The 15,380-nt window shown below is 44.3% G+C and carries 10 protein-coding genes; 3 read left to right on the top strand and 7 right to left on the bottom strand.

Features of this window, described 5'->3' with window-relative positions:
* Window positions 1-5,320, bottom strand: a 5,320-nt coding sequence (locus R7Q39_RS14760) for a DUF4011 domain-containing protein (RefSeq protein ID WP_318076407.1), incomplete at its 3' end; no start/stop codon positions are given.
* A 279-nt stretch (window positions 5,321-5,599) separates the two neighbouring features.
* On the bottom strand, window positions 5,600-6,487 hold the full coding sequence (locus R7Q39_RS14755) for a LysR family transcriptional regulator (RefSeq protein ID WP_062731034.1): 888 nt from the start codon (window positions 6,485-6,487) through the stop codon (window positions 5,600-5,602).
* Window positions 6,488-6,584: 97 nt separating this feature from the next.
* Here R7Q39_RS14755 and budA point away from each other — a divergent pair, with 97 nt between their 5' ends.
* The 3 genes from budA to R7Q39_RS14740 are packed head-to-tail and all read left to right on the top strand — an operon-like array spanning window position 6,585 to window position 9,858.
* A complete protein-coding gene (gene budA / locus R7Q39_RS14750) occupies window positions 6,585-7,370 on the top strand; it encodes an acetolactate decarboxylase (RefSeq protein ID WP_137282721.1) in 786 nt (261 codons plus the stop codon).
* Between the two features lie 29 nt (window positions 7,371-7,399).
* The gene (alsS, locus tag R7Q39_RS14745; RefSeq protein ID WP_047008215.1) at window positions 7,400-9,103 is read left to right on the top strand and encodes an acetolactate synthase AlsS; all 1,704 of its coding nucleotides are present in this window, start codon (window positions 7,400-7,402) and stop codon (window positions 9,101-9,103) included.
* Window positions 9,100-9,858: an SDR family NAD(P)-dependent oxidoreductase gene (locus tag R7Q39_RS14740; RefSeq protein ID WP_047101310.1), complete on the top strand. Its 759-nt coding sequence runs from the start codon at window positions 9,100-9,102 to the stop codon at window positions 9,856-9,858. The genes alsS and R7Q39_RS14740 overlap by 4 nt, the downstream gene beginning before the upstream one ends.
* Window positions 9,859-10,170: 312 nt before the next feature.
* Here R7Q39_RS14740 and R7Q39_RS14735 read toward each other — a convergent pair whose 3' ends face one another.
* The 5 genes from R7Q39_RS14735 to R7Q39_RS14715 form a co-directional block, all read right to left on the bottom strand.
* Complete coding sequence (locus R7Q39_RS14735; protein WP_047101308.1) at window positions 10,171-10,767, bottom strand: methyltransferase domain-containing protein; 597 nt, start codon at window positions 10,765-10,767, stop codon at window positions 10,171-10,173.
* 136 nt (window positions 10,768-10,903) lie between these two features.
* Window positions 10,904-12,106 (bottom strand): phenylacetate--CoA ligase family protein, encoded by a 1,203-nt coding sequence (locus R7Q39_RS14730; RefSeq protein WP_053349213.1) that lies wholly within the window; start codon window positions 12,104-12,106, stop codon window positions 10,904-10,906.
* A gap of 9 nt (window positions 12,107-12,115) precedes the next feature.
* Window positions 12,116-12,937, bottom strand: a complete 822-nt coding sequence (locus R7Q39_RS14725; RefSeq protein ID WP_005373283.1) for an ABC transporter ATP-binding protein — start codon at window positions 12,935-12,937, stop codon at window positions 12,116-12,118.
* Window positions 12,938-13,017: 80 nt separating this feature from the next.
* On the bottom strand, window positions 13,018-14,262 hold the full coding sequence (locus R7Q39_RS14720; protein ID WP_005373285.1) for an ABC transporter substrate-binding protein: 1,245 nt from the start codon (window positions 14,260-14,262) through the stop codon (window positions 13,018-13,020).
* Between the two features lie 45 nt (window positions 14,263-14,307).
* Window positions 14,308-15,375 carry a branched-chain amino acid ABC transporter permease gene (locus R7Q39_RS14715; protein WP_005382737.1) on the bottom strand — a complete coding sequence of 356 codons (1,068 nt, stop codon included), beginning with the start codon at window positions 15,373-15,375 and terminating at the stop codon, window positions 14,308-14,310.
* Window positions 15,376-15,380 lie beyond the last annotated feature (5 nt).

The following is a 15,380-nucleotide window of genomic DNA, read 5'->3' as shown; positions in this document are numbered from 1 at the left end:
CTTCTGCTTCTGCTTCTGCTTCTGCTTCTGCTTCTGCTTCTGCTTCTGCTTCTGCTTCTGCTTCTGCTTCTGCTTCTGCTTCTAGCAGTATGTCTCGCTCCCTTTCCACTTCAAGTATTTCTCTAAGTTTTGAGTCAATGTTTTCAATTGCATATTCAGGATCAATAAAGTAATCCGTCGACCATAACCTAACAATATTCCATCCTAGGCCTTCCAAAACTATCTGTCTTACCCGATCTCTATCTCGGGCTGCAGGAGAAGAGTGGTACGTAGCCCCATCACACTCAACACCAGCTATGTACTTGCCAGGCTTGTCTGGATGAAGTACTCCGAGATCAACTCTAAACTTACTTACTCCTACTTGTGTTTGTATTTTCCAACCTTTAATTCTTAAAGCTTGAGCTACCGCTTCTTCAAAATCACTATCAAATTGATCGACTCCATGCTCTGCAGAAGCAATCTCAGATAAAGCAATTGGCCCCTTTTCTGCAAATTCAAGGAAGTGTTTTAAGTGCTCAACGGCAACCGAGTTCGTTCTGCTTAAATCAATCATTGAAGAGTCAAAACTACTAAAGACAACAACCTCCGTGGTTGCGCGAGTAATCGCAACATTTAAGCGGCGCTCTCCCCCGCTTTTGTTGAGTGGCCCAAAATTCATACTCATTGTTTTGGCTCCTGGCTCCGTAGGACCATACGCGAGACTGAGCATGATTACGTCTCTCTCATCACCCTGAACTGACTCTAGGTTCTTAACAAAAACAGGATCTCTTCCTGACCCCTCTTGAAAGTATTTTTCGATAGCAGGGTTTTGTCTTCTTGCGTCGTCTAACAGATCTTCAATCGTTCTTTGCTGATCAGTATTTAAAGTTACTACACCTATAGACTTATCTTGTTCATATTTATCCAGTAATCTTCGAACAATTTCATTTACGACTGCTTTTGCTTCAGCCGTATTGTTGCGACCCGCTCCTTTAGCATAAATTCCATTAACTCGATGCAAAGAAACTGCTGAATCTTTTGTTTCTGAAGAAGGGTAAGTTACTAATGAATTTTCATAATATTTATTATTTGAAAAAGCAATAAGGGTTTCATGCCTACTTCGATAATGTCCCATCAACCTTTTAAGCGGTAACCTCGCAGCAAGCGCTTGGTCAAGAATAGACTCTAGATCTTCTTCATCTGGATCATCCGAATTCCCTCGAGCAGAGAAAAAGTTTGTTGGGGGCATCTGTTTTGGATCACCGACAATGATTGCGTTTTTCCCTCTCGCTATAGCACCTACCGAATCCCAAGTGGTCATTTGTGATGCTTCGTCAAAAACAACCAAGTCAAATCCTCTGAAATCAGAGGGCAAAAACTGAGCAACGGACAATGGTGACATCATTAAACATGGACACAAATCCAATAACGAATGACCTAGCTCGCTAATCAAACTTCGGATTGGTATATGCCGAGTTTTTTTCTGAAGCTCTTTAGCTAATACACCAAATTGTTTCGAACTCTGCTCCATAGATTGTTGTGTAGGAGCACTCTTCGAAGCAAGTGCAACCACGTAATCGCTTGTAATCTTAGCAACACGTTCGTCTACCACTTGAAACTCTTTTATTGTTTGTTCATGCGTTGAAGCTTTGAACTTTCGAAGCTCATCGCTGGCATCAATAAGAAGTGGGGCGAGCCAATAAGAAAAAGCAACTCGAAATTGCTCATTTAACTCTTCAGGGTTACTTACTCCTGATTCCAGAGCTTTAACCATTACATCAAGCTTATTGTCATACGCCTTCTGCTTGACTGATTGCCACTCACACCAGTTTTTCAACTTGTTTGACTGAGTCTTTATATCATTAAAATTCCGATATAGTGATTCAAGTTCAGCTTGCTCGGGTATACTGACTCCAAGTTCCGCAACAATCGAATTCGAGTTTTTGAATTCTTTTACCGCCTTGGAAAAGTTATTTAGGCTTGAATATACTTTCGACTCTTCTAAAAACTCTCTCCCATCTACAAACCATTTTCTTATCGCAATCAATATTTCAGAGGGTTCATCAGTCAAGCTAACTAGGTTAGATACAATCTCACGAATTTTTTTTCCTGTTACTGCAGTGCTTTCTAATATTTCGTGAGACGTATCCCAACCTTTCCAGACCGAGTAGTCCCCAATAATGTTGATATGTTCTTCTATTGAGCTCTTGAGCTTCTGAACCGTCGCAATTTTTTCAAGAAGTAACAAATCTTCAATTTGAGACAGACCAAACTCTTTCGCTTCGCGATTTATCTTACGCTTGCGAAATATTGCTTTAAACCAACTTGTTTTAGCTTCTTCAGCCAATTGTAGCCATCTCTCTGTGGGTAACTTAGACAAGTTGTCGCTAGTCACGCCATGCGATATGTCTTTAAGCTGCTGGTCGTAATCTGCTTTTAATACCGACAACTCTTGAATGGCTGCAATTCGTTCTTTTGAACCAGAATCTACAGCGAATGCAATATCTTCAAACGTTGCGATCATTGCCAACTCATAAGCACTTTCTAGTGCTTCAACATTTTTAAGCGTTTGGCGTATCGAGGTAAGTGAAAAACTCGATTGAACCTGTTGTGTCCAATCTATTAAAACATCGTAGTTTTTTAACCAGTCATCAATAACAGCAAGTAAATTAGACTGCCAAACATTCGACCACTCAGTAGCAAAAACTGGCATAAATGCGTTGATGTTCAAGCCCTTAATATCAGAGAATGCTAGTGCTAGCCTCCCGACTAACTCTTTAATCCTAACTAAATCCTCTTTTGTAGAAATAGGAGCTGCTGTTATGTCAGGGAGCCAATCTAGCTTGACTTTTAAGGTTTCACCATTTAATGCAACGGTAGAGATAGCGTCTCTGGCTGAGATTCTAAATGCCGATTTTCCATGTAAAGCACGAACATAATTGTTAAGCTCATCTCTCCTCGACTTGAGCTCTATAATATTCGCTTCCCATTCCTCAGAGCTTAAACCCTCTCTTTTCTGCCATGCCTTATTTAATTGTTCAAGAACTGCTCGTTTGTTCGCTTTATTGCTATGTAGTTCCAAGCAAAGATGATCCAAACCTACTTTCTGTAAACGGCGATATACCACATTCAGTGCAGCCATTTTCTCCGCGACAAAGAGTACTTTTCGCCCGAGCCCGATATTATGAGCAATGATATTAGCGATAGTCTCTGACTTTCCGGTTCCTGGAGGCCCTTCCAGAACGAAATCTTGTGAACGAGCAGAAGCATCCACTGCAACCAACTGAGAACTGTCGCAGTTCAAAGGAGTATAAATCGAGGCAGGATCTAATTTCTCATCAATTTCTTCTCGTTCGATAAACGAGCTCTCTTGGGGGTATGGGTCCCTAGGGTTATCAACTAAATGCTTAACAAATAAATTTTCCTTGAGATCATCTAACCGATCTTTAAGATCTTTCCACATCAGATATTTAGCGAAAGAGAAAGAACCTAAAACTAGCTCTTCCACTAACTCAAAACCAGCTTGTTCCTTAACGGCGTCTCTTACTCTGTGCCATACATAAGGTACATCTATACCACTATCATCCATCGGTAATTCATCTCGAAATTCACTTAGGTTGATATCATGCTCGGATTGCAGAAACTCAATAAGAGTAAGATTAAAAATTGGTTCTTCTTCTTGAAGTTGCTCGACGTAAACAGACGCACGAGCACTACGACGGGTAAGCTTTACGGGAATTAATAATAGAGGAGCTTTATAACTTCTTGTATCTTCTGGGTTCTCTTTCCATTTCAAAAAGCCAAGCGCTAGAAAAAGCGTATTCGAACCACCCTCTTCCAGATCATTTTTTGCTTTTCGGAACAACTCTATAGAGTTTCGCTCTAATCGATTAGGTGACTGATTAGCAATCAGAATCTTATTCTGAATTTGATTGAACGCGTAGCTTCGATGGAGCTCAGACCCGGACTGAAGACGAAACAATTCGTTATCGCGCTCAGAGTCAAAGTAAGGACTTTCCTGTGCAGACTGAAACTTAAATTTTACGCCATCTGCCAACATATCTTCGATCGCAGCAATATCAGGACAATATAATTTGATCGCAATGGCTCGGTCACTAAAGTTAATAAGGCTATTTTTCTTTGTTAAATCAAGAAGCTTGCGTGACCAAGTATCGATCCTAGTTTCTGGAGTTTCCTCTATAACTTGTTCTTCTTTTCGCACAGGGGGTAAAGGTGGAACAACAGGTAACATCAGCTCAACTGAAGTATCTTCTGACGTTTTTTCTTCTCGTGTAGCTTCTACGGTTGAGAGTGGTTTTATCGCTTGCGCTCTCGCTTGAGCAATATCAATGACCATCACAAACTGTTTTTCATGTTCTTCTGATAGCAATTCTCGAGCATGCTCTCTCGACTGCTCAAAAGTAATTGGAGAGTCACTAGTAACTAAAGTCGTTTCAAACAACACTAGATCACGGTTATCTATCCGTTTTCTTACATCCTGAGGGTCATCATTTGTTAAGATAGGTAATCTTTCATCAATAAGCCAAGCACCCGCAAAAGCATGACCTTCCGTGATTGCCACGACAGGATTCAAACCCATTGCTTCGATACAACTAGCAAACAACACAGACAAATCCAAACAAGCCGCCATTCTGGAATTACTAATATCAGAAGGCAGCCTAACGCGCTGACCCAATTTCGCAAACCCCTTAGGCGGGCTTACATAAGCTAGCTTTTCTTGAAAAATTACGTTCCACAAAGCTGCGATCATTAGGTACGGCTTTTCACGTGTATTCGACTGATAGCCATCGACAGAGCGCCCATAGCCACCTTTTTCAAGAACTTGTGTAACCTTGTGAATAAGAGATTCAACATATACACCGTTGGGCTTGACAAATGCACCTAACAGAGCTGGTTGACGGATCTCTCCGCCCCAATAATCAGCAGGCAGAACATCAAGAGGAACTTTACACTCTTTGAGTACCTCTCCATCGTCACTCATCAATTTAAAAAACAAAGATAGTTTTACTTCTTCAGTTAACCCAAACAGCTTATCAAAGGGAAACTGTAACTCTTTTACTTTTAAACTTACTACCTCACCAGGCTCTAAGCGATCAATATGCCATGATGTTTCATCTAGCCAGCCTTCAACTCCTTCGAGTTTAAGAACAAGCGACCGATATATGGGGGATTCTTGTTCCTCTTTTTTAGGGTAACTCACTCGGATAGACTTAATTATTGGATAAGAGTTTTGCTGAGCAGCAAGTGAAAAAGTCGGAGTAATATCAATATCTAATTCAATGCCGTTAATTAATGTCTCTTGGACACTTGTATCTAACACTTTCAATTCCTTCCAGCTGGCTGACATATGAAACTGAGTTAACTTTTACTCTCTCAATACATTCAAGTCTAACTGGAATTTAAAATTCTATGATTATTGATGGGTCATACTGTAAATATTGATAAAATAATATCTATTTAAACAGCTCTAACGTGAAACAAATCACAATGAAAATATGATACAACTTATTAAGTGTATATCGTATTTGGATCACCAAAGAACAAAAACGTTTATAAAACGAAGCCTTTTTATCAAGCGGTGTTGAGCTAATGATTTGGCCTAAAGCAGAGCCTCAACATGACCGATGTGCATGGCTACTTTTAACGCTTGTTTATTGAGATTAGATGCCTCCCAAGCAACAACAACACGACTAGTGAGAGGGATATCCTCAATCTCGGCGACTGTCGCGGAATCATCGAGATGTTCAGCCAGTGAGCGCGGAACGAGAGCAATACCTAACCCGGCCTGCGCCATGGCAATCGTCGTACGAAGTTGCGGTGCTGCGAACTGTGGTTCGAGCCTTACTCCTGCGTCGGCAAAAAGTGTGCTCATGCCATCAAACAATGCGGGGCCCGTCTCTCGTGGAAACAGTAAAATTTTATGGCCTCTCAACTGTTTCATCTGGATACAGGGATATTTTGCCAGTTCGTGCCCCGCCGGAATCACTGCGACAAACGGGTCGTTAAACAACACCTTGTGTTCAAAAGGCTCACTGGCGTAGCAGGGTAGCCGCATGATTGCGAGATCAAGTTGTTTGCTTTTTAACTGAGCGGCAAGCTCTGGCATTGACAGTTCCGCCGTCTGTAAATGAACCCCATTCTCTTGAATACGCCCAATCCTCTCCAATACCTTAATGCAGGTTGATGTTGACGTCGCGAACCCAATTTTAACCTGCGTATTTTCACCACGGGCAATCTGTCGGGCTTTTGCTTTAGCGCGTTCCACATCAGCAAGAATATTTACCGCATCCAAATAAAAGACTTGCCCTGCATGAGTCAGTTCTACTCCTCTAGACAAGCGCTTAAATAAGTCCACGCCAAGCTCGTGCTCTAGCTTTTTGATTTGTTGACTCAAAGGAGGTTGCGCAATCCCTAACTGTTCAGCTGCTCGGGTAAAGTGACGAGTCTCGGCGACCGCGACAAAATACTTCAGGTAGCGAAATTCCATATATTTTCCATATCAAAATAAATCTTTTTTATATTGGATTTAGCACCGTGTAGAAGTCAATCTAAATATACTCTTCATTGCATAACTGGTCTTACTCATGCGTGGATTTTATAACCCTCTATGCGCTTGTTCGCTTGAAGTAGCGAAAGAATTTTCTGAATACCATCATGTTACCGGAGATGGTGAGATTTATCAGACTTCGTTAATGAGTGCTTTGATCGCTGGTGTTTACGAAGGCTCGACAACCATAGAAGAACTGCTGAAACATGGGGATTTTGGTTTAGGTACGTTCAATGAATTGGATGGTGAGTTGATTGCGTTTGATAAGGAAGTTTTTCAACTCAAGTCGGATGGCTCCGCAAACCCGGCAGACCTGGCGCAAAAAACGCCCTTTGCTGTCATGACTTTTTTTAAGCCTGATATCGAGCTGCCACTGACATCGCGCATGTCACGTCATGAAGTCCATAGCCTCATAGACGACCTGGTTCCAAGCGATAACCTATTTTGCGCAGTGCGCATTGATGGTGTTTTCGATTCAGTTCGTACTCGTACCGTACCTAAACAAACACGCCCTTATCGACCAATGCTTGAAGTGGTCAAAGAACAACCAACATTCCGCTTCACGCATAAGCAAGGCGTGGTCGCCGGCTTTCGCAGTCCTAAATATACGACTGGCATCAATGTACCCGGCTATCACGAACATTTTATTACCGATGACCGCCAAGGAGGTGGTCATATCCAGGATTACAGCATTTCGTCAGGATTTCTCCAGATTGGCAAAGTCTCACGGCTAGTGATTGATACCCCAGTATCGACAGACTTTCTCAGCGCCAATTTGGCTCCGGAAGATATAAATACCGCCATAGAAAAGGCGGAAAAGTAACAAAGTCAGGCAAATAATAAGGACAACAAATGCAATCCAAACCTTCAAATAAAAATGGAGCTCAGTTGATCGCTCAACAGCTAGAGTCTCTCGGCATTAAGTACATATTCGGTATTCCCGGTGCAAAAATCGATCGACTGTTCGATGCGATTGAAGACACTAACATCCAAATGATTCCTGTACGTCACGAGGCTAACGGCGCATTTATGGCGGGCGTTATGGGAAGACTAACCGGCAAAGCAGGCGTCACGATGGTTACGTCAGGCCCTGGCTGTGGAAATCTAGTTACGGGGGTTGCAACAGCAAACTCCGAAGGCGATCCGCTGATTGCTATCGGTGGTGCGGTGAAACGAACTGACCAGCAAAAACAAACACACCAGAGCATGGATACCGTCAGTATTTTTCGCTCTATAACCAAGTTCAGTGCTGAAGTGCAGCATGTGGACGCCGCAAGCGAGATCATGGCGAACGCATTTCGTATCGCAGAGTCAGGTCGTCCTGGGGCTTGCTTTTTGAGTCTCCCCCAAGATGTTTTATCCGAGCAAACCCAAACGGACATTATTGTCCCCTCGCCTTACACACAGCCTGGTTGCGCAGACATCGCAGCAATCGAAGAAGCGGTCAGTCGAATCAGTAAAGCAAAGCGCTGTGTGGTTTTACTTGGCCTTCACGCGAGCCGCAGTCAAAACGCTGCTGCTATCGCCCGATTTCTTCAAAATACGCAGCTACCCGTTGTCGGCACTTACCAGGCCGCCGGCACGGTAGACATCAATTACTATCATCACTTTGCTGGGCGTGTCGGTTTGTTTAATAACCAACCTGGCGATGTTTTACTGCGGGACGCCGATTTAATTCTCACCATCGGCTTTAGCCCAATAGAGTATGACCCTGAGCTTTGGAACAGCCACCGCAACCCAGTGATTCACCTCGATATTGAACCAGCAGAATACCAACTTAATTATCAACCTTGTGTTGAAATCGTCGGAAACATTGCGCAGTCATTAGACAAAATGGGCAGCTATATCTCTGAATATGCTCGCCTTTCCCCAACGGCACTTTCAGTACTGGAAGAGGTAGCACTGCAACGGCAAGTGATCAAGACCTATCCCAATGTCTATAACAAGCAAGGGTTTCATCCACTGGCGCTAATTAAAGCCATGCAATCCATCATCACACCAGATACCACGCTATGCCTTGATATGGGGAGCTTCCACATCTGGATCGCTCGTTACTTAAGCTGTTTTCGAGCTCGCCAAATGCTGGTGTCTAACGGCCAACAAACGATGGGCGTTGCACTACCATGGGCCATTGGTGCCAGCCTACTAAAACCTGGTAGCAAAGTGGTATCGATATCAGGAGACGGCGGTTTTATGCAATCGAGCATGGAGTTAGAAACCGCGGTTAGACTGAACTGCAATATCGTCCATATTGTGTGGGTTGATAACGCCTACAACATGGTAGAAATGCAAGAGATCAACAAATATCAGCGCTGCTCTGGTGTGAAATTTGGACCAATTGATTTCAAGGCCTACGCCGAATCATTTGGCGCGAAAGGCTTCGCAGTGACTAGTCAACACGAATTGCTACCGACATTGAATAAAGCCATGGACGTTGAAGGACCAGCAGTGGTGGCTATCCCCGTAGATTACAGCGACAACGACAAACTGATGTTGCCGCGCACAGAGAAAAATCAAGATCCCGTTTTTGTAAGTTTCGAAGGAGAAATCGCATGAGAGGATTAAAAAATAAAGTCGCACTCGTGACTGGCTCTGCCAATGGCATTGGTTTGGCCATCGCAAAACGTTTGTATGAAGAAGGCGCAAACGTCGCTCTTGCCGATTGGAATGAAGAGCAGTTGGCAAACGCCGTTGAGGGCTTTGATAAACAGCGTGTGTCTGCGCATTCCATTGATGTTTCTGATCCAGACAAAGTCGCAGCACTGATTTCTGATGTTGTTACCCGTTTCGGTAAACTGGATATTTTAGTAAACAATGCTGGCGTACATGTCCCTGGTACCGTGATTGAAGGTAGTGTGGAAGACTGGAAGAAGATCTCTGGTGTAAACATTGATGGTGTTGTTTATTGCGCGAAATTTGCTTTACCTGAACTCTTAAAAACGAAAGGTTGTATGGTAAATACCGCGTCCGTTTCCGGTTTGGGTGGTGACTGGGGTGCCGCATTCTATTGCGCGAGTAAAGGCGCAGTGGTGAACCTTACCCGAGCGATGGCATTGGACCATGGTGCGGATGGGGTAAGAATTAACGCCGTATGCCCAAGTTTAGTAAAAACCAACATGACAAACGGCTGGCCGCAGGACATCCGCGATAAATTCAATGAGCGCATTGCGCTTGGCCGAGCAGCCGAACCTGAAGAAATTGCGTCTGTCGTGACTTTCTTGGCAAGTGATGACGCATCTTTCATTAATGGCGTAAACCTACCTGTAGACGGCGGTGCCACCGCATCAGATGGTCAACCTAAAATAGTATAAGCATGATATAGACAGATCAGTAAGAGACGTTCTACTACCTTTCGGATCGATGCTGATCTGTCGCTTTACGCTCTGAGCACATAACCCGTGCCAGCAATAAACTCAACCACTCAACCACTCAACCACTCAACCACTCAACCGCTGTTAGAGATATCTCAACAACTTAAAACCAGCAACGAGAAATTAATTTTTCACACAAACCGACAAACTATGTGAGCATTCCATCAGGCATAGAGTAAAGACTTATATATCAGCGATTCACAAAGAACCAGAAAGTTTCCGCGAATACTTCTTCAAAAAGATTAAAAGCGACTAACGTTTCTGCCACACCATCCATTGTTCTCTGCCTTTAAAAACCTCAACACTGTTTGCCACCACTGAGGATTCCACAAGCTTAAACGCCGGTTCTAGATAACCCTCCAACTCCCCACTTCGCAAACAAAATGGAGGGAAGCGTGATAGGTAATTATCATCAATGACGAAAAAACCAATTAGAAAACCTCCGCTTGGCAACAATTTATCCACCATAGAGAAATATTCTGACCACATGTCTCTCGGTAGTGCTGCGAGAAAGGCCCGCTCGTAAATGACATCAAACGAGTGAGAAAAATCGGCATTAAATACATCGCCCAATACGACTTTATCTTTGTAGTTACCTAACGCTGATTGCGCCATTTTTACCGCTTCTTGGCTGTAATCCATCGCGATCACGTCATGCCCATATTGAATAAAAGTGCTCAGTTCATAAGCGGCACCACACCCAGGAATAAACACTGACTGGCCTACATGAAGTGAATTGTCGAGATAGTCCTTGAGTTCTTGAGGTGTCGATTGGGCATCCCAAGGCATAGTGCCTCGGATAAACAAATCATCCCAGAATTGTGTGTTAATCATTGGTGCCTGTTTCATTTACCCGCTCCCTGATTGCGGTAGTAAAAAATAAAGGGATACGCAGCGCAATGTGGTATCCCTTTTCTAGCCTTTTGTCTGACGTTGTTAGTTTTTTATGACAACCACTTTCTACTGCACTTATGCCACCAATGAGTTAACTGCGAAGATCATTGATTAACGGCTGCTCCGCTTGGTTCGGTACAAACTGGACATTGCCTTTCAGTTTAGTGACAGACTGGAGTGTTGCTTGAATGTCCTCTGCTGATACATGCACATCATGACAACAGAAAGTAATGGCATCGTTGAAGCCATCGCGCTCAATTTTCAAGGAGCCTTTAATATCGTGGCGACGACAGACTTCTTGGATTTGATGCGGATAAACAAACAGCCCTTTTACTTTCACCGCGGAGTCTGCTCGTCCCATCCAGCCCTTAATTCGTGCATTCGTGCGTAGCGAATCCGAGCCCGTTTCTAGGTATGCCGATAAATCTCCCGTTGCGTAGCGAATCAGCGGGAACTTCTCATCGAGCGACGTTACAACGACTTCACCGACTTCTCCCGGTTGTACAGGAACACCATCAGGATCAACGATTTCAACAATAATATCTTCGGCAATCACTAATCCTTGTTCACCAGACACTTGATAAGCAATCAAACCAAGCTCTGCACTTGCGTAGGCTTGAAAGACTGCAATGCCTTTTTCCTCAAACATCTGTTCCATGTCTGCTGTAACCGCTTCACCAGAGACCAGAGCTTTCTCAAAGCTAGGCAGCTCATTGTATTTCTCTTGATACTTTTGTAGCAACGTCAGCAAATACGAAGGTGTACCAGTGTAACCATTAGGTTGAAGCTGTTTAATTGCCTCTATTTGCGCTTCGGTATTGCCTACTCCAGCCGGAAATACCGTACAGCCACAAGCCCTTGCGCCACCATCCATAATAAATCCGCCAGGAGAGAAATGGTAAGAGAGCGTGTTATGCACTAAATCACCCGCACAGAACCCAGCAGCGTGAAACGCGCGCCCCATACGCCAGAAATCGGCCTCATCCGTTTGAGCCTCATACAACGGCCCAGGAGATTGGAATACGCGCGCCATTTGACCAATGGCAACGCTATTTAAGCCACCAAACGGCGGTTTAAGTTGCTGCTGATTAGGTACATTGAACTTACGTGTAATCGGGAGCTGAGCAAGCCCTTCACGATTGTTTGCCAATATAGGATCAAACTCAGAAAAATGCGCTGCGTAATGTTCGCTATTGGCTTTCGAATTTTCAATCAGCGCTGGCAGACGTTGAAACAGCGACTCTTCTCGCGCCTGTAGAGACAACGATTCTTTCGCATCAAATAGTTCGTTCATCCTTGCTCCTTACAACCAACGCTTACGACGTTTGTAAGATTTCAGATTCTTAAAGCTCTTGCGATCTTCATCGCCGCCGCCAAGGTAGAATTCTTTTACGTCTTCATTGTTTAGCAATTCGTGCTTGCTGCCATCTAGTACGATTTTGCCTGATTCCATGATGTAACCGTAATCGGCCGCTTGAAGAGCGAAGTTGGCATTCTGTTCAACCAAAAGCATGGTAATACCTTGCTCTTTGTTGATCTTGTTAATAATGCTGAATACTTCTTTAACTAGCAGTGGAGAAAGCCCCATAGACGGTTCGTCCAACAAAATCATCTTCGGTCGAGCCATTAACGCTCGGCCAATCGCTAACATTTGTTGCTCACCGCCAGACAAATAGCCCGCCAGGCCAGTGCGCTCTTTGAGTCGCGGGAAATAGTCAAACACCATTTCGATGTCTTGTTCAACTTCGTTGTCAGTGCGTGTATAAGCGCCTAAGCGAAGATTTTCTATCACCGTCATATCTTCAACAATTCGGCGCCCTTCCATAACTTGGAAGATGCCCGAACGGACGATCTCTTCCGGGCTTTTGTTGTCTATACGCTCGCCCATGAAGTTGATTTCGCCGCGCGTCACTTCACCATCTTCGGTTTTCAATAAACCAGAAATGGCTTTCAACGTTGTGGATTTACCCGCACCGTTGGCGCCCAGTAAGGTCACAATCTGCCCTTTTGGAACTTCTAAACTCACACCGCGAAGTACTAGTATTACTTCGTCGTAGACGACTTCAATGTTGTTCACTGAAAGCAGTATTTCTGCCGGTTCGATATTCGTTGCTAATTCAGCCATCAAGCTACTCCTTGCTAGGGTGAGAGTGTTCTCTCACCCATCCTTATTTTCAGTAAGCTTTGTTATTAATAAGTCGTAGATTAGTAACCTAGCCAATCGTCACGACGTGACAATGTCACCTGAGATACTTTCTTAATATCAACTGCGCCGCCATCGTTGTTGCCCATAAAGACGTTCACGGTTGTTGTGCCTCGGTGATCTTCCGGTTTCCAGTTCGCAGGGACACAAACACCTTCTAAGCCTTGTGGTACCCAGTTGTCATGGACATACATGCCCTTCTTGATGTTTTCACCTGTGATGCCACCGTTGTCTTTCGCCCACTCCATTGCTTCTTTCATATAGAACGCAGAACAAATACCGCGAATGTAATGGTGAGTTCTGAATTCGCCCGGCTCTGATTCAGACTGCTTAGAAATCTCACGGACCAGTTTCATGCCTTCATTATCATCTCCCCAAAACGCTGTCATACCTGGGAAAACGTAATCTTTAAGGCCATCGCCTGCTGCTTCAAGCACTGGCTTGTCGCCGCCCCAAATGTTTGCCATGTACTGGAACTCTGTCCCAACCGTGTTACAAGACTTCACTAGTGAGATAACCGAGCTACCGATATTAGCAATGTAACCGTAGTTGGTGCCTGACTCTTTCAGCGACAAACATTGCGCTTTGAAGTCCCCTGGTTTTAGTGACACAACGACTGGGTTTTGCACATCAAAACCAAGCTCTTTGGCGTACTCTGCACACGCTTCTTTTGGCGCATTCGGGAATGGATGGTTATCGCCAATGTGCGTAAATTTCGGCGCACCTTGATTGCCCTTAGATTCCCAATCTTCTTTCGCCCACTTAACTAGCGCACGGCACGCATCTGAGTACGACGCACCATAAAAGAAATTATAAGGCGCTGGTTTCGCGGTTTTTGGGTTTTTGCCAGTTGGGTCAGTTAAGTGACCAGAGTAAGAAGCAGAGAACACCGGCACTTTGTCTTTGGTAACAAACGAAATAAGTGCTTCGGTATCCGCCGTACCCCAACCTTGCAGCGCAACCATGTCTTTACGCGCCACCCAACGTTTATAGTTGGAAATCGCCACTGGTACTTTGTACGCCATGTCTACTGTTTCAAACTCGAGCTCGGTACCGTTAATGCCACCGTTTTGGTTAATCCAACGCAATGCGTCTCGCACGCCAGAACCATAAGGCTTGCTCACATAGGCCGTTGGTCCAGAAAAATCGACTAATTGCCCGACAAACACAGAATCTTTTGCCCAAGTTGCGGTAGTAAACAGTGCAGATGACAGCACCAACGTTGTCGCTAAATGTCCTTTGTTCATAACTCGTTGTCCTTGTTATTGAGGTATATTCCACTTAATTCCACGTTAATATGAGAACGGATAGTGTTTCCAATATGCTCGAATCTGTTGCCAGCGATGCGATAATCCTTGAGGTTCGAAAATGAGGAACAGCATGATGACTAAACCAATCGCCATTTCTTTGAAGTAAGCCAGACCATCAGTGAAAGCGGTGGTATCACCAAACGCTGAAAGCCCCGTTACGCCAAACTCCAAAACTTCAGGCAGCAGTACGATAAATATCGTCCCCATCAGCGTACCTTTGACTGAGCCTAAGCCACCAATGATGATCATGGCCAAAAACTGGATAGACATCATGATGGTGAAGCCTTCTGCTGATACAAACCCTAGATAATGTCCGTAGAGTGCGCCCCCGATGCCTGCATAGAATGCACACACTCCAAATGAGAGCAGACGATACTTGGTTAGGTTGATGCCCATGATCTCTGCTGACAGATAGTGATCTCGTACTGAGACAAACGCGCGACCGTCACGAGAACGGATTAAGTTTGATGCCCACATATACATGAAGATCAGCGCAAACAGAGCGATGTAGAAGAAGCTTTCGTCGGTCGTAAACTCAAAGCCAAACAAATTAATTGGGTTCGCGCTTGCACCGTATGAGCCGCCACTGAACCAATCTGCGCGAGCAAAGAAGTCCTCTAGAATAAACTGCGCCGCCAACGTTGCGATAGCTAGATATAAACCTTTAATTCGAGCCGCTGGCAGACCAAACAGCATCCCCACAATCATGGTTAAGTAACCCGCAAGCGGAATCGCAAACACGACTGGAATGTTAAACTGGTTATTTAGCCAAGCCGATGCAAAGGCGCCAAAGCCAAAGAACGCACCGTGACCTAGCGAGATTTGTCCGGTAAAACCAACCAAAATGTTTAAGCCCAATGCCGCGATACCGAGGTATGCAATCTGAATAAACAGGTTTAGGAAGTAAATATCCAAGACCAGCGGTGCTGCCAGCATGGCGATGACACCAGCAATCGCAAGGCTTCTGATGGTTTTGGTTTCAAAAATTGGCGTATCGCTTTTGTATGTGGTTCGAAAATCCCCACATGGGCGCATGCTAAGTTGAGCCATGTTAT

The sequence above is a fragment of the Vibrio sp. 947 genome (genome assembly GCF_033339115.1).
GTDB classification, from domain to species: Bacteria; Pseudomonadota; Gammaproteobacteria; order Enterobacterales; family Vibrionaceae; genus Vibrio; species Vibrio alginolyticus.
The sequence above is the reverse complement of the archived record's forward strand: the minus strand, read 5'-3'. Positions and strand labels throughout refer to the sequence as shown.